The organism is Bradyrhizobium sp. ORS 86 (assembly GCF_045571475.1).
Taxonomy (GTDB): Bacteria; Pseudomonadota; Alphaproteobacteria; order Rhizobiales; family Xanthobacteraceae; genus Bradyrhizobium.
In genome coordinates, this window is the sequence record NZ_CP120699.1 from 4,091,049 (window position 1) to 4,108,739 (window position 17,691).

Genomic DNA, 17,691 nt, shown 5'->3' on the forward strand with positions numbered 1-17,691 from the left:
CGGGCCGCCTCAAGCTTCCTGACCAGGCACTTCGACAGCGCCTCGACCAGGAGCCCCTCGAATTGGTCGACGGATGACGATCCCTTCAACCGCGCAGCCGTGGCGGTCGCCCGGCGCCAGGTCTCGTCGAGATCGATCGTGTCGAAGGCGGCAAACAGCGCCTTCTGATCCTTGCACCACTCGGGGTGATCGTTCAGGACCTCGATCGTCCCCCAGATGATGGTCTTGTTGAGATTCCCCGCATTGCCCCCCCCCGGTCGAGACCAGCGTCTTCAGGCCGAAGGTGGTGATCTTCGCTCCAAAGCGCGCGATTGCCCGGCCGATCGTGTTGACCACGACCGTCTCCCCGACCTTCAACAGTTCAGCCTGCGTCGGATTCCGCACGATGGTGACACCGGCCTTGCGGCAGACTTCAGCGATCACGACCGCCTTCTCTTCTCCGGCCGCGACCGCTGCATGGTGCAGGCTGATCGTATGCATGCGCGTGACGTTGCCGTTGATCGCCTTGAAGGCGCGGGCCTGGATGGACCGGCCGACGTCGATGATGGCGCAGGGCACTCGTTCGATGCCGCAAAGGGCCGCCGCCGTGGTGCGGTGCTGGCCATCGACGATCGCAAACCGGTTGCTCCCGGCCGGCGCAACGATCACCGGCGCGAACATCGACCAATCGAAATGGCCGGCGATGCGCCGCACGTTGGTGCGGCCGCGGGCTGTGATCTCGCGCTGATATTCCGGATCGACCACGAGATCGGCGATCGACAGCCAGGTGAGCTTAGGCGTCGGACCGAACGAGGCCGGTACCGCGATGTTGGCATAGTCGCTGGTTTCGATCGTGCGGAGCGTCATTCCGCCGCCTCCGCAATTGGTTTGATGTCGACCGGCGCCTCATGCCATTCGAGCGCGCAGCCCTGGAACGACTTCGGCAGCACGAAGCCCGCATCATTGGCCGCCCGGATCACCTCCGGCTTGGCATAGACGTGCAATTCGCCTGCGCCGATCGTGATGTAGAAGTCGCCGCGCCTGACGTTGTGATCGTTGACGAGCTCGGCCGCGAGGCGGGTCGCGGCGCGGTCCATGCGGTCGCGCTGGCGCTCCGCCTCCTGGTGATGCTTGGCCTCGCAGTCGGAGGCGACCAGCGCGCCGAAGAATGTCAGCCAGTAATGTCCATCGTTGCAGGGCCCGACGATGCCGGCGGCATCGAGCGAGGGATCGCAGGCGATCACACCATCACAGCAGACGACAGCGTGATTACCGCCGCTGCGCGAGCGGCCGCGCAGGATGTAGACCGGCTTCGAGACCGGGTTGGCGACCGCGATGAGCTGCAGAATCTGCCCCAGGTCATCCTGCCCGCGGAACGGCACGCTGATGGTGACGAAGCCGCGCGCGTTGAGCCAGGCCTCGATCCGGCCGTGCGCGAGCTCGCTGCCCTCTTCATAGGCGGAGGCGTCCATGAAATGCGGGACATCCTTCGCGTCCATGTCGAGCACGATCGCGATCGCCGTCCTGTGGCAGTCGCCGTAGATGCCCTGCTCGGGGAGATGGCGGTTGAGCTGCTTTTGCGGCTTCATGTGACCTGTTGCCCCCCTTACTGCCCGGCCAGCGTCACGCTGAGCACGCCGACGCAAAAGCCGATGATGATGCCGAGCAGGAGCACGCCGACCCGGTCCATGTGCCTGAGCTCGGCCGCCCGCATGAATTCGATTTCCGTCATCAGAATGCCCTCCGTCCCCGGCCGCGCTTACGGTCCCGGTCGAACTTCTCGCCTTCGGCGATCCCGAGCGCGCAGCCGCGCACCAGATCGCGCCGCACGCCCTTGGGCTTGAACCACTCGCCCTCCCACGGCCAGGTGTGCGGCACCGTTTCCGAGGCGGTGCCGGCGTGCAGCAGGTAGGTGGCGCCGGCCTCCGCCAGCTCGCCGATCCGGTGCGCATCGTCGTGCGCATTGTCGAAGCCTTCGCGCGCCTCGTGGGCCTGCCGCTCGGCGATCACCGCCTGGATGAACGGCGACAGCCGGTGCCGCCAGCCCATCGCCTCGAACACGCGCTCCAGCGCATAGCCGCGGGCGATCGAGACCGCCGTCATGATCGCGGCGAAGGCAAGGTTTGCATGCAGCGGCACCGGCGCGCCGATCAGGACCGGGAGCAGCAGCCACTGCAGCAAGAGCGACAATGAGAAGCCGACGGCGGTTGAAACGACACTCTTTAATAGAGAGGTCGAGCGGGACTGTTTCATGCTGCACCTTTCTCGGTTTCGGCGAGCAGCGCGCACAGGCGATCGACCTCGGCTTCGAGGTGGCGTCTGTTTTCCGGGATGGGCCCGAGCGCGATGCGAAGAGCTTCGATGTCGCTCATGCCGGCTGGCGCAAGGAAATAGACTGCGCCGCCGGCCGCGGCATGGGCGAGGCGCTCTGTGTAGGACACCCTCGACCGCGGGTCCGCGGGATCAATCAGCTTGACATCTTCCGTCGAGCCGGAAAGCCCGATCACCGAGCCGTGCCGTGGACCGCCAATGCAGCGCAGGTTTTTCATGCGCGGCCCTCGCTCTTGCCCATGAGCTGCTCGATCACCTGCCGATTTCCGACCTCGAGGTTCTTGGCGACGATCGCCATCGCCTTCTCCGGCGTCATCACGCGCTGGTCCTGCATCGCCACGAGCTTGCCCAGCATGTTGGCGGCGACCGCCAAGAGCTCAGCGGGCGAGAGTTTGCCGGCATGCTTTGCGACCAGCGCGCAGAGGTCCTGATAGGCGACCTGGTGCTCTTCCTTGGCGAGATGGACGCTCATGTCCCCACCCGCTGGTCAGGATTGTCGACCCAGACGAATTCACCGTCGGCGCCGACCGGCAGATGCTTGCCGCAGCCGCAACAGAAGGTGCCGCCATAGAAGTTGGGCGATCGCGCATAGGTCTCGGCGATTGCATGCCCCATGGTGGTGACAGCGCCGCAGCCCTTGTCGACGGCATCGAGCATCGCCTGCGTCCAGAACCGGCCGCAGAGCGGACCGCGCTCTGGCGGATAGTCCTCATATTTGAGGTAGCCGTATTGATCGTATTGCCGGTGCTCGTCGGGTGTCAGATCGCGCAGCGGAAATTGCGGTCCCGGCCGGCCAACGTGCTGATATGATCGCCGCACCGGCCGCACGAAGCCGCGCGCCCGCTCGGCATCGCTGAGCACGACGTAGCCCTTCTGCTGGCCGTTCGCCTTCAGCTCGCGATGATCGTCGGTAACCGGCGAGCCATCGGTCAGCGTGCGCTGGGACTGATCGACCGGAGGCGTGCCGCCGGCGTTGCGGATGATGTCGTCGACCTGTTTGGTCATGCTGCCGCCCTCATGATGCGCGCGCAGCTCCGCTCGGCCGCGAGGAACATTCGCCGCCGCGACCATGCGAGCCACACCCGGATGTCATCTCCGCTTTTTGGATTCTTGATCAATGCCTTGAAGGCGTTGACGCTCATCGCGCCCTTGAGCGAATTGCAATCAAGGCAAGCCGCCTTGATGTTCTCGCGCTCCGTGGTGCCGCCGGCCTTGCGGGATCTCCGATGATCGGCCGTCGCCGTCCGCTTCGTTAGCGGACAATGGCAATACGCGCAGGCACCGCGCTGTTCGGTTACCGCCTCGACGCGGAAGGCGCGGAGCCAGGCCTGCTCGCTCACACGGGAGAAGACGTTCATGCCGCCTCCTCCTCGTTGTCGAGCGACAGTGTCGACTGCTCCGGCGCTTCATTGCCCCACTGAATCCACCCGGCCCGCGCGCGCCGCGCGTTGAGCTCGATCTTCGGCAGGGTCGGGAAATAGTGCTCCGCGATCTCGTACTGGAAATCCGGCTTCTCGGAGTGCGCGCCCTTCGGCGCCTCGATCGCACTGTCGAACTGGTCACCCATCGCCGGACACGGAATCTTGCCCTTGACGCCGATCAAGAGGAGCTCGTGCCGATCGCGGACCCAGAAGCCGGTGCCGATGCCGGGCTTGATCCAGACGAACTGCGACACGTAGGTGAAGCCCTGCAGCTCCATCACCCTGATCGCGATTGCATTGAAGGAGGCCGGGCACCACATCAGATGAATGCAGTCGTCGGCTGCGACCCTCATCCGCTCGCGCTGGCGCTCGACGATCGCCTCAGCCGTATCACAGTCCGCTGCGGTGACGTAATGATTGGCGGCATGGCGGTCCATGCCGGTCTCCGCCGAGCGCACCTTGAAGTGCCATTCGAAGTCGGACAGGATCAGGCCGGCCTTGACCTCGGGCAGCGCGCGGATCTTGGCGCCGAGCTTGGCTTCCCTCTCGTCGCGCTTTCTCTTTTTCTCCGCCTGGTCCTCGGCACGGACCTCCTTGGCGATGGCGCGAACCTGTTTCTTGGCCTCCGGCGTCAGCTTGCCGGTCTCATCGCGCGGCAGCGCATCGAGGATGGCCTTTTGCTCCTCGGGCGGACGTTCGGCGATTTTTGCCGCCGCCGACGGCGCAATGTTGCCATTCTTGACCTCCTCGAAGACCTCGGGCGCCTTTTCCTTCACCAGCATCGCGCTCTGCACGCTGCGCCGGCTGACATTCATCATGTCGGCGGCTTCCTGCTGCGACACGGCAGGCTCGGGATCCGGCGCGGCATGCTCCGGCCCGAAGTCGAGTGAGGGTGCGCAAGTTTGCGCACCCTGATTGCCGCTATGCTGGTTGGCACCGAGCTTGAGCGTTGCGATGTTCGCCGCGACCGCCGCGCGGACGCCTTCCTTGAGATGCCGCCGCTTCAGGTTCTTCGAGACGACCCAGTTCAGGGCCTCGCGATCGCTGCCCTGGAAGACCTCGGTGCGGACCGGCAGATTGAACCTGAGGCAGGCCATGTACCGGTTGCGGCCATCGAGGATCGTGCCCTTGTGCAATTTGACGGTCTCGACCTGCCCGTTTTCGCGAATGTCGTTGCCAAGGTCTTCCAGCTCGGTCTCCGACAGCATCGGAAACAGATTGGCCAGCGGATGGAATTTCAGCGGCGCGTGGCCCGGCATCAAGGTCGTCATCGGCGTCCCCCCATCAGCAGCGCCCGGCACCAGGTGAAGACGACGACCGGCCACCAGACGATGACCGCAACAGAGGCCACAACCATCGCCGACGTCGACGACTGCCTGCGGGCCTGCACCTCATTGATCAGCCCGCTGCACCACAGCGCGAACCAGACGAGCGAGCCGGCCAGCAGCCAGGAAAGAACGGCGGTGATCAGATGATCCAGCGTCATCATGCCGCCTCGCTCCGCTGTGACCGGGAGGCGGCCATGATCTTGTGGGTCAGGTGCTGGCCCATGTCGGTCAGCCGGAAGTACGGCCCGCGCGGCCGCTCGCCCGGCAGGTGGCGATACCAGATCTCGACGATCTGGCGCCGCCATAGCGGCACCATCGCCTCGCGCTGATCGCGGGTCAGTGTGACCTGCCCGCCGCCATTGCAGACCATGGCGAGGTGCTTCAGCGTTTGAATCTGCCGATTGCTGAGACGCTCCTTGGTCATAGGCACTCTCCGATGACCTCGCGCGTCAACGCGCCGACCTTATCGCCATCGGTCTGGACCTCACCGATCAGGGCGACGATCCACCAGCGCTCGCCTTGCCACTTTGGCGGGATGAAAGTCGCATGCAGTGCGCGCATGGTGCAGATCTTCAGCGGCCCTGCGATCGTCTCGACCGTGCCAGGCTGAACCGGTGTGTTCCTGCCGCCGTTGCAAGCCCGGCCGTCCTTGTCCGATCGCCAGAAGGCGATCGTGGCGCCCTGCGCTTCAAGCTCGCGCAAGCGAGCTTGCAAAGTGTCTGGCCACTTCCGTGCGAAGCACGGAATAGTGGACAGCCAATATTGCTTGGAGCCGGAGCCGTCGCCGTCGCCGTAGCCGTAGCCGGAGCCGTCGCCGTAGCCGTCGCCGTCGCCGTAGCCGTAGCCGTAGCCGGAGCCGTCGCCGGAGCCGTCGCCGTAGCCGGAGCCGTCGCCGTCGCCGGAGCCGTCGCCGTAGCCGTCGCCGTCGCCGGAGCCGTCGCCGTAGCCGTAGCCGTAGCTAAAGAGATCGGAGTGCGGGGCTGTGCCCCGCACGAGTTTTGCTTCGCTGATTACTTCCACGGCGCAGCCTCCCATGCGGCAACGGCCGTGGAGCTGCATTCGGCGACGCAGGTGATATCGCGCAGCTCGATATCAGCGGCGGGTCCGACGCGAGCGCCCTTCAATGGCCCCATCGACGCGAGGCCGAGGAAGCCCTTGTTCTCGGTCGGCCAGTAGAGACAGTTGCGAGCGCCGCGAAGCTTGATGATCTCGCCGTCGGTTTCCGTGGCGTATCCAAAGAACACGCCGCGGTGCGATGTGGTGACGAGCACGGCCCGCTCGGTCGGCTCTGCAGGCTTCTTGCGGTTCGGATGGTTGATCATGGTCGTTCTCTCTCCTGCCCCTGGGAAATCGCCGAGGCGCGCGAACGCTAAAGACAAGACGGCTCACGCTCGGAAATGACCGGGCGCGCGAGACTGCTTGTCGAATGTCAGGGATACGCGGTGACGCTACAGATACAGACTAGCGAGGAACTGGCGGCCTAGTGCCGTCGGCGCACCTCGCGAAACCTAAGATCAGGCCAGCGGACATAGCGGCCATGATTGAGCCAGGCGAACACCAGCGCATTGAGCGCGAGCCATGCGACGATGATGTCGGCCAGGATCCTCATGACCGCCTCGCGATGATCTCGACGATCGGCATCAGCTCGGCGGCGCGCAAAAATTCCGGCCGCGGCGCCGACAGGAAGACCGGCGCCGGCTCGACCGCGGCCATGAAGGCCTCCTCATCGAGCACAAAGCGATGATCCGGATCGGTGACGAACGGGCTCAGCGGAAGCGGTGTCGTCAGTAGAGCGGTGCCCATGAATCCCTCCCCTTTCTTCAAGCCTGTCCGGCGCGCTCGTGCGGCGGCGCGCTCTTCGGTCCGTCCGGCCAGACCGGCCGTTTTCCGATTACTTCCTCGATCAGGTCGGCGACCGCTTCCTGCATCATCTGCATGAAGGCGCGGTGCCGCTCGGGATGACCGACCACGAAGCGCATCGCGATCGAGCCCAAGAAGATCGCGCCCTCCATGGCGTCGGGCATCGCGTAATAGGCGTTCCAGTTCACGCCTTCGTGGCGGAGCGCAAGGCGGCCGATGTTGGTGACGGGCTTGGTCATCGGGTCGCCCTCCGGACGCCAGTCGAAACGAAATCATTTCTCGGAAAGCCACAGCGCGTTGACGGCGTGGATGGCGCGTGCAGACGGCTCCTGCTCGCCGGAGATGTAGTAGGCCGCGGTGCGCACCGAGCAGCCCACGATGGCGGCAAGCTCCTCGGCGGTTTTGACCGGCCACATCCCCTTGCAGGCCTTACCGAATAAGGAAGCACTGCAGATTGTTGCAGTCCCCTGCAGGATGCTGCGCTCGATTTGCCGGGCCCGATCGACCCGCCTCTGCAATGTTCCCTGCATGGAACCGCTCCACTCAACGCAACTGACACTGAAATCGAAAACGAGGACACCATGTCGGCCGAGCTTGAAGCGCTCCTGCGCAACGTCGTCTGGCTGTTCACGCGGCCCAGATCGGGACATTGACGGCGGTAATCGGTGCGTGAGCGCGAAAACTTTTCGGCAACTTGTTGAGAGTTCCAGTAGTTTTCCGGCGCACTGCTACGAAGAAATGTATTGCCATGCCTCACGCGCGGCGTGTGTAATCCCTGCCTTTCAGGCGGGGATGGAACGTGCGGCAGGCGAACAGAATGCGCACATCCTCGTGCAGCAAACGGGGATAGTGAATGACTATTGTGATCGATTTTCCGAAGCGGCGTCGTCATGTCCGGGCCTCCGCGGAACCGTCGGCCGGCCACAAGTCTGGACGAAGCGAACCGCGCGAGACCCCGGTCTCCCGTTCGATCGGCAAGACAAACTCGGGGTCGTGTCCCCATTGGTGGTGTAGCTCGGTAGAGCAAAGCCGTCCGCACGCGCGCCCTCCCATGGCGCCGTAGCGGGCGGGCGGCTTTGCGGTGGTCACCGGCAGTTCGCCGGTAGGGTCGGGTTGCTGATACCAACCTGATTCGAGGAACCACCGATGACCGATGAGATGATGAACCTCCGCACGCTCGTGGAGAAGACCCCTGATGCCGATCTGCTGCGCGAGATGATCGGCTTTGCCGCCCAGCGCCTGATGGAGCTGGAAGTGGAAGGCCAGACTGGGGCCGCCTATGGCGAGAAGAGCCGAGCGCCTGGCGCAGCGCAACGGCTACCGCGACCGGACCTGGGAGACCCGCGCCGGCACGGTCGAGCTGCGTATCCCCAAGCTGCGCAAGGGTTCCTACTTCCCCGGCTTTCTGGAGCCGCGCCGGATGGCCGAGAAGGCGCTCACCGCCGTGGTGCAGGAAGCCTATGTGCAGGGCGTCTCCACCCGCTCGGTCGACGACCTGGTGCAGGCGATGGGCATGAGCGGCATCTCCAAGAGCCAGGTCTCGCGGCTGTGCGCGGAGATCGACGACAAGGTGAAGGCGTTCCTCGCTCGCCCGATCGAGGGCGATTGGCCGTATCTGTGGATCGACGCCACCTACGTGAAGGTGCGCCAGCAGGGGCGCATCGTGTCGGTCGCGGTGATCGTCGCGGTCGGCGTCAACAGCGATGGCCGGCGCGAAGTTCTCGGTATGGACATTGGTCCCTCGGAGGCCGAGACATTCTGGACGGCGTTCCTGCGCAAGCTCGCCCGCCGCGGCCTGCGCGGCGTCAAGCTGGTCGTCTCCGACGCCCACGAGGGCATCAAGGCGACCGTCGCCAAGGTGCTCAACGCCAGTTGGCAGCGTTGCCGCGTGCACTTCATGCGCAACGCGCTGGCCCATGCCGGCAAAAGCGGACGGCGTGTCGTCTCCGCCTTCATCGCCACTGCGTTTGCCCAGGACGATGCCGAAGCCGCACGAGCGCAATGGCGAAAGGTCGCCGATCAGCTCCGCCCCAAGCTACCCAAGCTCGCCGGCTTCCTCGACGAGGCCGAGACCGATGTGCTGGCCTACATGACGTTCCCGCCGCAGCACCGCACCAAGCTGCACTCGACCAACCCGATCGAGCGCCTCAACGGCGAGATCAAGCGCCGGACCGAGGTCGTCGGCATCTTCCCCAATGAGGACGCCATCGTCCGCCTCATCGGCGCGATCCTGCTCGAACAGAATGATGAATGGGCCGTCCAGCGCGCCCGTTACATGACGCTGGAAACCATCGCGCCGTTGAGCGATGATCCAACCGTCAGTCTCCCGGCTATCGCCAGCTGACCAGTCCGGCTCTTGCCGGCGAACGCGGTGTCCCACCGCCAGTTACACCACGCTCAGGGACACGATCAAACTCGGCAGGGACACCCTTCTTGGACTTGGTTAGCCAGTACCAGACCTGCGACTGCGTCGTGCCGATCCGTCCCGCCAGCGGGGCCTGTCCCCCGGCGCGCTCGCAGGCAAGCTTCAAGGCCTCTCGCGGGCAGCTCGGAATCGGTGCGTCATCGGTCATGGAATCAACCTACCCATTTTTAGGTAATTTTCAACCTAGAACTCTGTCGGAGACCAATAACCGAATTTTCGGTAGGGTTCCGGGCATGGTCGACACCTCCTCCCAGGGCATCGGAAATCGCATCCGCAAGCGCCGGAAGGCGCGCGGCTTGAGTCAGACCAAGCTTGCGAAACTGCTGAACATTCCCCAGCAGACCATCGGCGGCTGGGAGACCGGCAAAGCCGAGCGACCGCGCTACCTGAACGAGGCCGCAACAGCGTTGTGGACAACGGAAGCGTGGCTGCTCAGGGAAGAGGGTCCGGAAGAGGTTTTGCCCGCGATCACCAAGGAACAGCTTCACGCCGAGATCGAATCACTCGATCAGAGTAAGCTCGAAGAAGCCTTCAATCTGTTGCGACGCCTCAAGGGCGAAACCGGCACAAGGGCTGCCTAGGCATACACCCGTGAGAAACGACCTCGCTTTCGCAGGTTTGACGCTCCTCCTTGGCCTTGGAGGGGCGTTTTATTTTTCGGGTGCCTCCGACAGCCTGGTCGCCGGGCTCGAGCATCAAGCCGCCCTGCCCGCATGCGATTCCTCCCATGGCGTGGATGATGCCAAAAAGGCGATCGAAAACAGCCCGGCAGCCAAGTCATCATCGCTCACTGTCGTCGCCTTGACCGACGCGAAGAGCCTCTTTGTGAGCGACAGCAAGGTCGAATGCACCGGCGTCGTCATTCTCAACAGCGCCCGGCGCGGCACCATCAATTACAGCTTCACGAAGGATCCCTCGCTCGCAGCGGGAACCTACCTGATCAACGCAGCGCTGGACCTGCCGAGCTTCAAACCCTACCCATAATTTTGTGGCTACTTATTTTTAAGTTGACTTCTACCTAATTCTCGGTAGAGTGGCTCCATTCTCACCACATGGAGCCGCCCATGTTCGCCGCCACCGAAACCTCCCCCGCCGTCCTTGCTGTTCCCGCCTCCAGCAATTCGCCGTCCCGCAACCCGTTCGAGGTCGCCCGCTCGGCGCTGATCAAGCGCCTGGTCGACATCGAGGTGCCGCGCGAACTGTCGCTGCGCACCCGCCCGCTCGAATTCTCTGCGCTCGCCGATCACATCCGCGAAGCCGCCAACATCTTCGACGAGTGGCTGTTTGCGATCGGCACCGAGGTCGCCGACAACGCCAACCGCACCGTCGACCTGCGGCTGTTCACCGGCGCCTTCCTCGGCGCCGTCGACGGCAACGCCACCTATGCGACCGAGACCGCGCCGTTCGCCTCCGATGAGGAGGGCGTGTGATGGCCCTCGGCAACTGCGATATCTGCAACAAGTTTCGCCCCGGCTCTTCCGGTACCGCGCAATGCGGCACTGAAGGTTTCTTCTGCCACGTGTGCCGCGGCGACACGCTCGACCCTTATTGCGAGATCGAGGACGAAATCGAAAGCGTCGAAGCGACGCTCGCGACTTTGATCGGAAGGGCGGAGACCGGCGCCCACTGGGCCGAAATTGCCGCCGTGGAAGTTCGCGACCTCGCTCCGCTCCTCGCCTTGCGAATGGAGGCAGCACATGCGTGACAACACAGATCACAATCGCCTCGCCGAGCAGCTCGCTGCGCGCCTGCGTGATGAAGCCGTCGAGCACGGCATCGCCAATATCGCCGATTTCGAGAAGAAGGCCCGCGGAGAGACGCCGCGCCGCACCAGGCGTGCGGCCGCCAAGCCCGAGCCCGTCATCCCTTCCGAGCCGGTCCGCCCGGAGCCCGCGCGGCCCGTGGCGACCGTCTCAGAAACTACGGCTGCGACCGCCGCCGAGGTCGCGTCACCGAGGAGCACTCCAACCATGTCCAACCTACGTTTACTGCGTCCCGCAGAGCCTACATCCGCCTTCCTGAAAGCCGGCTTCATGGGCTTTCAGGGTTCCGGCAAGACCAAGACCGCCACGCTGACCGCGATCGGCCTGGTCCAGCATCTGCGCAAGCTCAATTTGCCGGGCGCCGACAAGCCCGGCGCGTTTCTCGATACCGAGACCGGCTCGGACTGGGTGCTGCCGGACTTCAAGCAGGCCGGCATTGCACTGGCCACCAGGAAGTCCCGTGCGTTCGCCGACCTCCTCGAGGTGATCGACGAAGCCAGCCGCGAATGCTCGTTCCTGCTGATCGATTCCGCGACGCACTTCTGGAAGGAGTTGTGCGACAGCTATCAGACGAAGCGCGCCAAGGAATTGAAGCGGACGACCTATCGCCTGCAGTTCCAGGACTGGGCTTATCTCAAGGGCGAATGGGCCAAGTTCACCGACCGCTTCATCAACTCTCCGCTGCACATGATCGTGTGCGGCCGCGCCGGCTTCGAATACGACTATTTCGAGGAAGACGACGGCACCAAGCAGTTGCAGAAGACCGGCATGAAGATGAAGGCCGAAGGCGAGTTCGGCTTCGAGCCCTCGCTGTTGGTCCAGATGGAGTTCTGCCAGAAGATCGAGGGCAAGGCCGTCACGCAGACATGGCGCGAGGCCCATGTCGTGAAGGATCGCTCGACCCTGATCGACGGCAAGACCTTCACCTTCCATGGTCACACCGACAATGGCGATCAGTTGCCGCTTGAGACGCTGGTGCGCCAGACCTGGACGGCCTTCTCGCCACACATCGGCCGGCTCAACCTTGGCGGCCGTCACCTCGGCGTCGACACGAGCCGGACCTCCGAGCACATCATCGCGACCGACAAGAAGGACTGGAATCCGACCCAGAAGCGCATCGTGCTGGACGAGGTGCAGAACCTCTTCATTACCCATATCCCGGGGCAAACCGCAGCCGAGAAGCAGCGCCGCGTGGCGCTGATGAAGAAGCACTTCAACGCGGGCTGGGTCGAGATGGAAGAGGCCATGAGCCTGTCCGACCTGCGCGCCGGGTTCGACAGCCTGCACATGGAATTGGAAGGCAGACCGTCGCGCTATGCGAGCGCGATCGCTGCCGACGTTGTTCCGCCGCTCGCTGACGACATCCCCGACCATTCGAAGGCGACGACGACCAAGCTCGGGACGGCCGCGGCGGCCGTCCTGGATGACGCCCTGCCGGAACGGCTGGCGGCGGCCGCCGGGTAAGGGCGGAACGCGGGCGGCGGCTGGTAGCGCGGCTGCCGCCCGCACCTTCTTCCTCATTCGCAACCAGGACCTTTTCAGCCATGGGCTTCCACCGCCAGATTCAGCCGGACGCTGCAACCGCGCTGCGCGCCCAGACCGCCCGCGCGCTACAGCGTCTGATCCCGCTCGCCGAGATCGCCCGCCTCGAGGCCGAGGCCTCCGACCCGTTCGGCATCGAATGCTGCCCCGTCAACCGCTCCGGCCCGCACCAGATGACCGCCTCCTGCGGGCACGTGGTCTGCGTCCACTGCGCGAGGATCTTCGGATGACGCGGCCGATCTCGCTGTTCCGCTTTCTCGACGGCCCCTTGATGGACCAGGCGACGCGACGCGAAGAAGTGATCCGCCGCATGGCGAAGGATCTCGCCGAGCACAACGCGTTTTCCTGCGAGCGCGACGCGATCCGCGTGCTGATGACCGCAGGCTATCCGTCCTACGACGTCATGGCGCTGGTCGGAGAGGCCCGCCAGGTCGCGCAGCAGGAGCTCGTCGCGGCGCAGATGTCGAGGGTGCCATGAGCGAACCGCTGCGCCGCGACTATCTCGACATCTTGCGGGTTCATATCGCCGAGGGCGGACCGGTCAGCAACCGCAACGGCCTCGACCTGTTCGGCGAGATCGATCGCCTGCGGGCGATCGTCAACAAGGCGCGCGACCTTCTGCATGAGATGGCCTACGCGACTGCACTCGATTCCGTGCGCGGAATCGTTGCCGGATGGAACGGGGAAAATCGCCCCGATGGGCCGTTCCAGCCGCATCCGCGTGAACTGGGTGCGCAACTGCCCAAGACCACTTGCGGCGCGATTTATGATCTCGACAAGGCGATGCGCGAGGCCCGTGACCTGCTGCATAGCATCCGCACCGGGGCGACGCCGCTATGACCCGCCTCCGCGAGGACATCAACGGCTTTAGCTGGCGCCACCATCCCAACGTCTGCCGATCAGACCAAGAATTGCTGATCAGCGGAATCCCGACCGGCGTCTGGATCGAAGCTCAACAGCATCCGACAGCCCTGCGGCCATACTGCATCGTGATGGGCGATGGACGTATTCTAGAGCGGAAGTATTCACGCCTCGAAGATGCCAAGCCGGCCGCGATCGCGGCTCTCCTCGCGGACCTCGCAGAAGCATGGGGATCGGCATGACCATCACCCGCCCCCAGCGCATCGCCCCGCCCTCACGCCCCGGAGCCCTGCTCAAGCGCTTTGACCAAGTCCAGCCCCGGACAAGGCGCCATGAGCAGGGCGATGGGCGCGATCCGCAATATCTCGCTCTGGTGCGGTGCTGCCCGTGTTTGAAGTGCGGCATGGAGCCCTCGGAGGCGGCGCATGTTCGTTTCGCGTCGGCCGCCTTCGGGAAGGCTAGCGGCCTGCAGAAAAAGCCCGAGGATAAATGGGCGCTGCCGCTGTGCGCCGGCTGTCACCGCCTGTCGCGTGATGCGCAGCACCAGGGCAGCGAGCAGGCGTTCTGGCACGCGCTCGGCATCAATCCGCTGATCACGGCCGAGCGGCTCTACGCGCAGGCCGGCGACCTCGTCGCGATGCGGGCGATTGTTATCACCACTATTGCAGAGAGAGGCCGATGATGGGTCCAGCCGACGCACGCGAAGATCTCCATTTGGCCGCCAAAGCGGTCGGGCCCGATGCGAGGCCAACCGGACGCCTTAGGATGCTACGATCATGGGACCTCAAGGTCGGCCGTCTGCAGCAAGAATGGTCCGGTGCGTTTGGCGCCGTGTGGCTCGACATTCCCTTTGCCGATCTCGAAGGTGCGCTTCCGCCTAATCAGTTCGGGAAGGCGCCATCAGATTTGGGTCGGGGAGATATTCCCGAGCGCGAGACGCACTGGCTGATCCAACGTCGCGGACTCTATGCCACGAGCCGCGGTTGTCGTCCGGGTTGGTCGCCGGACCCGTGGCGAGCTCAACGATATGCAACAGCAAGAGACGCGGACAATGCGCGGCTCCTGGTCTCGATCGACGACTTTCGCGACGATTCCACGGTCGTTGAGCACGTCTTCATCAACAAGATGCCGCGCACAACCGCGGATTCCACCGCCTAATAACCAGACCGGAGCGCCCGCGGGTGACCCCGGCAATTGTCCCCATACTTAAATCGTACAGGAGCATCACCATGAAACCGCTGCACCCCGACCTTTCCAAGCAACGCCCCTCGACCGCCCAGCGCAAGCGCGAGCACGCGATCCAGACCAACCGGCTGTTCCTGTTGGCGCTGGCCCGCGCCGCGCGGCGAGGCCTCGAGCACGCCACGTTCGGCACCTTCGTCGACCCGACGCCGCCGATCGGCGCCAAGCGCTACCAGCCGGAGATGGTGCTGTCGGGGTGTGGCTCGCCGGCCGAGATGTGCACCAGGGCGCATGTCCACGCGATCGGCTCGCGGGCGTTGATGAAGTAGAGAGGCTGCGCAAATTTGCGCAGGCACAGCATGCTTCCCAAACTGATCTTTGTGATCGCTCTGCTCCCGCTCGCCTTCGAGGCCGCGCTGATCGCGACCCGGGTGCGGGCGGATATCGAGACCGAGGACGAGGAGCGATGACCCATCGTCCGGCCGCCACAGTTCCCGGCGTTTATCCCCCGCGGCAGCCGGCCGCGATGGCCGCAGGCTATTGCGGTGAGGTCTCGGTTGAGTCTTTCTTGCGCCAGGTGAAGGCGGGAACCTACCCGCCCCCCGCGATCAAGAAGGGACGGCGCCAGATATGGCTGACGGCGGAGCTGGACCGGGCGATCGCCCGGACCGACCAGCCTTGCGCAAACGAAACGGCGGCGGACGTCGAGGCGGATTTGTGACCCTCACCCGCCCGCTGCCGCGCTTTGTCCGCACGAAGGAAAGCGCTGGCGTCACAAGGTATTATTGGGCGATCCCAACCTATTACAAAAAGCTCGGCTGCACCCTGCACAAGGAGCACGATTGCGCCCTCGGCGCCGACTATGAGGCCGCATGCGGACCCGACGGTGCTGGCGGGAAGGCCGCCATTCTGAACGGCCTGTTCGACGATTGGGACCGGATGCGACTGGGCGAGCCGCCAAAGCCCAAGACCGAGGTCAGGGTCGGCACGGTCGACTGGCTGTTCAAGACCTACAAGGCGTCGAACGACTGGAAGGAGCGCGTCTCCGTCCGCACTGCCGGCGACTATGAAAACACCATGGACCTGATTGCCGACATGACCCGAAAATCCGGAGTCCGGATCGGCGACACCATGGTGGTCAACATCACGCCGGTCGTCGCCGACAAGCTCTATGCGAAGATCCGTGAAACGCCGTCCCGCAAGGGCAAGACCGAGCGGCCGCGCACAGCCGAAAAGGCCGTGGTGCTGTGCCGGCGTGCCTGGCGCGTCGTGCATCGGCTACACCCGGCGCTGTTCATCCAGGGCGCGCAGGCGACCGACGAGGTGCCGGTCTGGAATCCCTGGGAAGGCGTTGCGATGCGACGCCGCAAGCACGCCACCAAGCCTGCAGCGACGCGCGAGCAGGTCTACGCCTTCGCCTGGGGCGCGATCGCGGCCGGCCAGGTGCAGCCGGCGGCGGCAGCCGTCATCTGCTTTGAGTGGCTGCAGCGGCCAGAGAACGTGCTGGCGGGTTATGTGACCTGGACAGGCTACCGCGGCAAGGATCACGCCAGCCAGATCAGGATCGAGCACCACAAGACAGGCGAGATGGTGTTGCATCCGCTCGAGGAGACGATCGAGGGCGAGCGCGTGCTGTTCTACGAGGAGGCCGAGCAGGTCCTGAGCCACCTGCCCAAGCTCGGCACTGGCCTGATTATGAAGTCCGGCCGGACGGCAAAGCATGTCGCGACGCCCTTCACGATCCACACCATGGACCGCCACGTGCGCAAGCTTCGCGAACTGCTCGGCCTGCCCGACACATTCACGCTCGACGCCTGCCGACATGGCGGCATGACCGAGCTCGAGGAGGCCGAGCTGACCGACGGCCAGGGCCGCGCTCTCTCTGGCCACAAGTCGAAGGCCTATGAGGGCTATGCCAAACGGACCGAGAAACGCGCGCTGGCGGCGACGCGGAAGAGGCATGCGCACAGGATCGCGATGGAGGCCGCGGCCGATGAGCCGGCGGCGGAGAATTCCGAAACTGGAAAATTCCGCAGCGGATTCAGCGGTCAATAGACCTGCCAAAACCGGTCAATTTTCGGAAAGTGCATTGATCTGCCAGCATTATCCTATTGCTTTGCAGACCGTTGCGTAACCACTCCGCCACGTGGCCCCACGTGCCGCACTCATATACGGCCTCAGTCCGATAGGCAACCGAGCCGGACCGCAATCGCGGCGGTCCTTTCGTCACCAGGCGCTAGCCTCGCCTCCGCCTGCGATAGTCCCGCTTCTTTGGTTTTGGCGCCAATTCCGGTATGTTCGCCTGCACCTCGCGGAATCTCGCCAACATTCGCTCGAAACTGGCGATCAGGGCCACGGCAATGTCCGGCCGCTTCTCCAATCCGGCCAGCAGCATTGCCGCCGCCTCGATCGTGGATAGGCCGTCGCGCCGCGGTTCCCGGCGCAGTTGGCCATACCGCGAGGGCCGCTTCGGTCCGAGAATCACGCGCTGGCATTTCAGCATCCAGGCATTGCGCCACCACAAGGCCTTGGCCTGGCTCCAGGTGCCGTCGAGCAGCACGATGCCCTCGATGTCGGCGAGGACGCCGCGCTGATCCGGCTCCAGTTCCCCCTTGCGGTTGATGGCGACGATCTCGGCATCGGTATCGAGGTCCTCGGCCCTGGCCGAGCCGAGATAGAGCACCGCCCAGCGTGACGGGTCAGCCACCGGCCGACCGAGTGCCTTCGACAAGCTTGGCCAGGAGAGCCCGATCCGGACGACGGCGTTCTTGAAATGTCGCGCGGTTAGCCGCGCCGTGCCGAGCACCCTGTCCTGCTCCTGCGGATGCTGCAGGATCAGAAGCTGGATCCGGCTCGCGATCGGCGTGACACTGTCGCAGATACACAGTGGCAGCGGCTTGCCGCAATGCGGGCATTCCGCGAGCGTCCCGAGCGCAATATCGGTCTGTGAGTCCGTCGGTTCCGACATGGGTTCGCTATACGCCAGGGACGGCGCAATT

33 protein-coding genes and 1 pseudogene are annotated in these 17,691 nt (G+C 64.6%); 15 read left to right on the forward strand and 19 right to left on the reverse strand.

Annotated features, from left to right (window positions below):
• Positions 1 to 9: 9 nt before the first annotated feature.
• The 17 genes from P6U25_RS18955 to P6U25_RS19035 all read right to left on the reverse strand — a co-directional run bounded on the left by P6U25_RS18955 (position 10) and on the right by P6U25_RS19035 (position 7,449).
• The gene (locus P6U25_RS18955; RefSeq protein ID WP_407146277.1) at positions 10 to 846 is read right to left on the reverse strand and encodes a ParB N-terminal domain-containing protein; all 837 of its coding nucleotides are present in this window, start codon (positions 844 to 846) and stop codon (positions 10 to 12) included.
• A complete protein-coding gene (locus P6U25_RS18960) occupies positions 843 to 1,568 on the reverse strand; it encodes a hypothetical protein (RefSeq protein ID WP_407146278.1) in 726 nt (241 codons plus the stop codon). The genes P6U25_RS18955 and P6U25_RS18960 overlap by 4 nt, the downstream gene beginning before the upstream one ends.
• Positions 1,569 to 1,585: 17 nt before the next feature.
• Entirely contained in the window at positions 1,586 to 1,711 is a 126-nt protein-coding gene (locus P6U25_RS18965) for a hypothetical protein (protein WP_407146279.1), read from the reverse strand.
• A complete protein-coding gene (locus tag P6U25_RS18970; protein WP_407146280.1) occupies positions 1,711 to 2,232 on the reverse strand; it encodes a hypothetical protein in 522 nt (173 codons plus the stop codon). Before P6U25_RS18970 ends, P6U25_RS18965 begins: the two co-directional genes overlap by 1 nt.
• Positions 2,229 to 2,528 (reverse strand): hypothetical protein, encoded by a 300-nt coding sequence (locus tag P6U25_RS18975; protein ID WP_407146281.1) that lies wholly within the window; start codon positions 2,526 to 2,528, stop codon positions 2,229 to 2,231. The genes P6U25_RS18970 and P6U25_RS18975 overlap by 4 nt, the downstream gene beginning before the upstream one ends.
• Positions 2,525 to 2,782 carry a hypothetical protein gene (locus tag P6U25_RS18980; RefSeq protein ID WP_407146282.1) on the reverse strand — a complete coding sequence of 86 codons (258 nt, stop codon included), beginning with the start codon at positions 2,780 to 2,782 and terminating at the stop codon, positions 2,525 to 2,527. The genes P6U25_RS18975 and P6U25_RS18980 overlap by 4 nt, the downstream gene beginning before the upstream one ends.
• A complete protein-coding gene (locus P6U25_RS18985; protein ID WP_407146283.1) occupies positions 2,779 to 3,315 on the reverse strand; it encodes a hypothetical protein in 537 nt (178 codons plus the stop codon). The genes P6U25_RS18980 and P6U25_RS18985 overlap by 4 nt, the downstream gene beginning before the upstream one ends.
• On the reverse strand, positions 3,312 to 3,668 hold the full coding sequence (locus P6U25_RS18990) for an HNH endonuclease (protein ID WP_407146284.1): 357 nt from the start codon (positions 3,666 to 3,668) through the stop codon (positions 3,312 to 3,314). The genes P6U25_RS18985 and P6U25_RS18990 overlap by 4 nt, the downstream gene beginning before the upstream one ends.
• Positions 3,665 to 5,002: an MT-A70 family methyltransferase gene (locus tag P6U25_RS18995; RefSeq protein WP_407146285.1), complete on the reverse strand. Its 1,338-nt coding sequence runs from the start codon at positions 5,000 to 5,002 to the stop codon at positions 3,665 to 3,667. Before P6U25_RS18995 ends, P6U25_RS18990 begins: the two co-directional genes overlap by 4 nt.
• Entirely contained in the window at positions 4,999 to 5,220 is a 222-nt protein-coding gene (locus P6U25_RS19000) for a hypothetical protein (RefSeq protein WP_407146286.1), read from the reverse strand. Before P6U25_RS19000 ends, P6U25_RS18995 begins: the two co-directional genes overlap by 4 nt.
• Positions 5,217 to 5,483 carry a hypothetical protein gene (locus tag P6U25_RS19005; protein WP_407146287.1) on the reverse strand — a complete coding sequence of 89 codons (267 nt, stop codon included), beginning with the start codon at positions 5,481 to 5,483 and terminating at the stop codon, positions 5,217 to 5,219. The genes P6U25_RS19000 and P6U25_RS19005 overlap by 4 nt, the downstream gene beginning before the upstream one ends.
• Positions 5,480 to 6,079 (reverse strand): hypothetical protein, encoded by a 600-nt coding sequence (locus P6U25_RS19010; RefSeq protein ID WP_407146288.1) that lies wholly within the window; start codon positions 6,077 to 6,079, stop codon positions 5,480 to 5,482. Before P6U25_RS19010 ends, P6U25_RS19005 begins: the two co-directional genes overlap by 4 nt.
• A complete protein-coding gene (locus P6U25_RS19015) occupies positions 6,070 to 6,381 on the reverse strand; it encodes a DUF6948 domain-containing protein (RefSeq protein WP_407146289.1) in 312 nt (103 codons plus the stop codon). Before P6U25_RS19015 ends, P6U25_RS19010 begins: the two co-directional genes overlap by 10 nt.
• Before the next feature lie 158 nt (positions 6,382 to 6,539).
• Complete coding sequence (locus P6U25_RS19020; RefSeq protein ID WP_407146290.1) at positions 6,540 to 6,668, reverse strand: hypothetical protein; 129 nt, start codon at positions 6,666 to 6,668, stop codon at positions 6,540 to 6,542.
• Entirely contained in the window at positions 6,665 to 6,862 is a 198-nt protein-coding gene (locus P6U25_RS19025; protein WP_407146291.1) for a hypothetical protein, read from the reverse strand. Before P6U25_RS19025 ends, P6U25_RS19020 begins: the two co-directional genes overlap by 4 nt.
• A 17-nt stretch (positions 6,863 to 6,879) precedes the next feature.
• Positions 6,880 to 7,158, reverse strand: coding sequence for a hypothetical protein (locus P6U25_RS19030; RefSeq protein WP_407146292.1), 279 nt, complete (start codon positions 7,156 to 7,158; stop codon positions 6,880 to 6,882).
• A gap of 33 nt (positions 7,159 to 7,191) precedes the next feature.
• Positions 7,192 to 7,449 carry a hypothetical protein gene (locus tag P6U25_RS19035; RefSeq protein WP_407146293.1) on the reverse strand — a complete coding sequence of 86 codons (258 nt, stop codon included), beginning with the start codon at positions 7,447 to 7,449 and terminating at the stop codon, positions 7,192 to 7,194.
• A 616-nt stretch (positions 7,450 to 8,065) separates the two neighbouring features.
• Between P6U25_RS19035 and P6U25_RS19040 the strand changes: the two are divergent.
• Positions 8,066 to 9,263 (forward strand): annotated as a pseudogene (locus P6U25_RS19040) (IS256 family transposase).
• On the opposite strand, the gene P6U25_RS19045 reads toward P6U25_RS19040, so the two are convergent.
• Complete coding sequence (locus P6U25_RS19045) at positions 9,250 to 9,492, reverse strand: YdaS family helix-turn-helix protein (RefSeq protein WP_407146294.1); 243 nt, start codon at positions 9,490 to 9,492, stop codon at positions 9,250 to 9,252. The pseudogene P6U25_RS19040 and the gene P6U25_RS19045 sit on opposite strands and share 14 nt — an antisense overlap.
• Positions 9,493 to 9,577: 85 nt before the next feature.
• Between P6U25_RS19045 and P6U25_RS19050 the strand changes: the two genes are divergently transcribed.
• From P6U25_RS19050 to P6U25_RS19115, 14 genes are all read left to right on the forward strand, one after another.
• Positions 9,578 to 9,925: a helix-turn-helix domain-containing protein gene (locus P6U25_RS19050; RefSeq protein WP_407146295.1), complete on the forward strand. Its 348-nt coding sequence runs from the start codon at positions 9,578 to 9,580 to the stop codon at positions 9,923 to 9,925.
• A 10-nt stretch (positions 9,926 to 9,935) separates the two neighbouring features.
• Positions 9,936 to 10,328 (forward strand): hypothetical protein, encoded by a 393-nt coding sequence (locus P6U25_RS19055; RefSeq protein WP_407146296.1) that lies wholly within the window; start codon positions 9,936 to 9,938, stop codon positions 10,326 to 10,328.
• Between the two features lie 80 nt (positions 10,329 to 10,408).
• Entirely contained in the window at positions 10,409 to 10,774 is a 366-nt protein-coding gene (locus P6U25_RS19060) for a hypothetical protein (RefSeq protein WP_407146297.1), read from the forward strand.
• Positions 10,774 to 11,049: a hypothetical protein gene (locus P6U25_RS19065; protein WP_407146298.1), complete on the forward strand. Its 276-nt coding sequence runs from the start codon at positions 10,774 to 10,776 to the stop codon at positions 11,047 to 11,049. The genes P6U25_RS19060 and P6U25_RS19065 overlap by 1 nt, the downstream gene beginning before the upstream one ends.
• Positions 11,042 to 12,571, forward strand: coding sequence for an AAA family ATPase (locus P6U25_RS19070; protein ID WP_407146299.1), 1,530 nt, complete (start codon positions 11,042 to 11,044; stop codon positions 12,569 to 12,571). Before P6U25_RS19065 ends, P6U25_RS19070 begins: the two co-directional genes overlap by 8 nt.
• A gap of 80 nt (positions 12,572 to 12,651) precedes the next feature.
• A complete protein-coding gene (locus P6U25_RS19075) occupies positions 12,652 to 12,879 on the forward strand; it encodes a hypothetical protein (RefSeq protein ID WP_407146300.1) in 228 nt (75 codons plus the stop codon).
• Positions 12,876 to 13,127, forward strand: coding sequence for a hypothetical protein (locus P6U25_RS19080; RefSeq protein WP_407146301.1), 252 nt, complete (start codon positions 12,876 to 12,878; stop codon positions 13,125 to 13,127). The genes P6U25_RS19075 and P6U25_RS19080 overlap by 4 nt, the downstream gene beginning before the upstream one ends.
• The gene (locus P6U25_RS19085; RefSeq protein ID WP_407146302.1) at positions 13,124 to 13,489 is read left to right on the forward strand and encodes a hypothetical protein; all 366 of its coding nucleotides are present in this window, start codon (positions 13,124 to 13,126) and stop codon (positions 13,487 to 13,489) included. The genes P6U25_RS19080 and P6U25_RS19085 overlap by 4 nt, the downstream gene beginning before the upstream one ends.
• Positions 13,486 to 13,752 carry a hypothetical protein gene (locus P6U25_RS19090; RefSeq protein WP_407146303.1) on the forward strand — a complete coding sequence of 89 codons (267 nt, stop codon included), beginning with the start codon at positions 13,486 to 13,488 and terminating at the stop codon, positions 13,750 to 13,752. Before P6U25_RS19085 ends, P6U25_RS19090 begins: the two co-directional genes overlap by 4 nt.
• Positions 13,749 to 14,192, forward strand: a complete 444-nt coding sequence (locus tag P6U25_RS19095) for a hypothetical protein (protein WP_407146304.1) — start codon at positions 13,749 to 13,751, stop codon at positions 14,190 to 14,192. The genes P6U25_RS19090 and P6U25_RS19095 overlap by 4 nt, the downstream gene beginning before the upstream one ends.
• Positions 14,193 to 14,341: 149 nt before the next feature.
• Positions 14,342 to 14,668 carry a hypothetical protein gene (locus P6U25_RS19100; RefSeq protein ID WP_407146305.1) on the forward strand — a complete coding sequence of 109 codons (327 nt, stop codon included), beginning with the start codon at positions 14,342 to 14,344 and terminating at the stop codon, positions 14,666 to 14,668.
• A gap of 71 nt (positions 14,669 to 14,739) precedes the next feature.
• Positions 14,740 to 15,021 (forward strand): hypothetical protein, encoded by a 282-nt coding sequence (locus P6U25_RS19105; RefSeq protein WP_407146306.1) that lies wholly within the window; start codon positions 14,740 to 14,742, stop codon positions 15,019 to 15,021.
• A 137-nt stretch (positions 15,022 to 15,158) separates the two neighbouring features.
• The gene (locus P6U25_RS19110) at positions 15,159 to 15,413 is read left to right on the forward strand and encodes a hypothetical protein (protein WP_407146307.1); all 255 of its coding nucleotides are present in this window, start codon (positions 15,159 to 15,161) and stop codon (positions 15,411 to 15,413) included.
• A complete protein-coding gene (locus P6U25_RS19115) occupies positions 15,410 to 16,747 on the forward strand; it encodes a hypothetical protein (protein WP_407146308.1) in 1,338 nt (445 codons plus the stop codon). Before P6U25_RS19110 ends, P6U25_RS19115 begins: the two co-directional genes overlap by 4 nt.
• Positions 16,748 to 16,928: 181 nt before the next feature.
• Here P6U25_RS19115 and P6U25_RS19120 read toward each other — a convergent pair whose 3' ends face one another.
• Positions 16,929 to 17,660, reverse strand: coding sequence for a tRNA-uridine aminocarboxypropyltransferase (locus tag P6U25_RS19120; RefSeq protein WP_407146309.1), 732 nt, complete (start codon positions 17,658 to 17,660; stop codon positions 16,929 to 16,931).
• Positions 17,661 to 17,691: the final 31 nt, after the last annotated feature.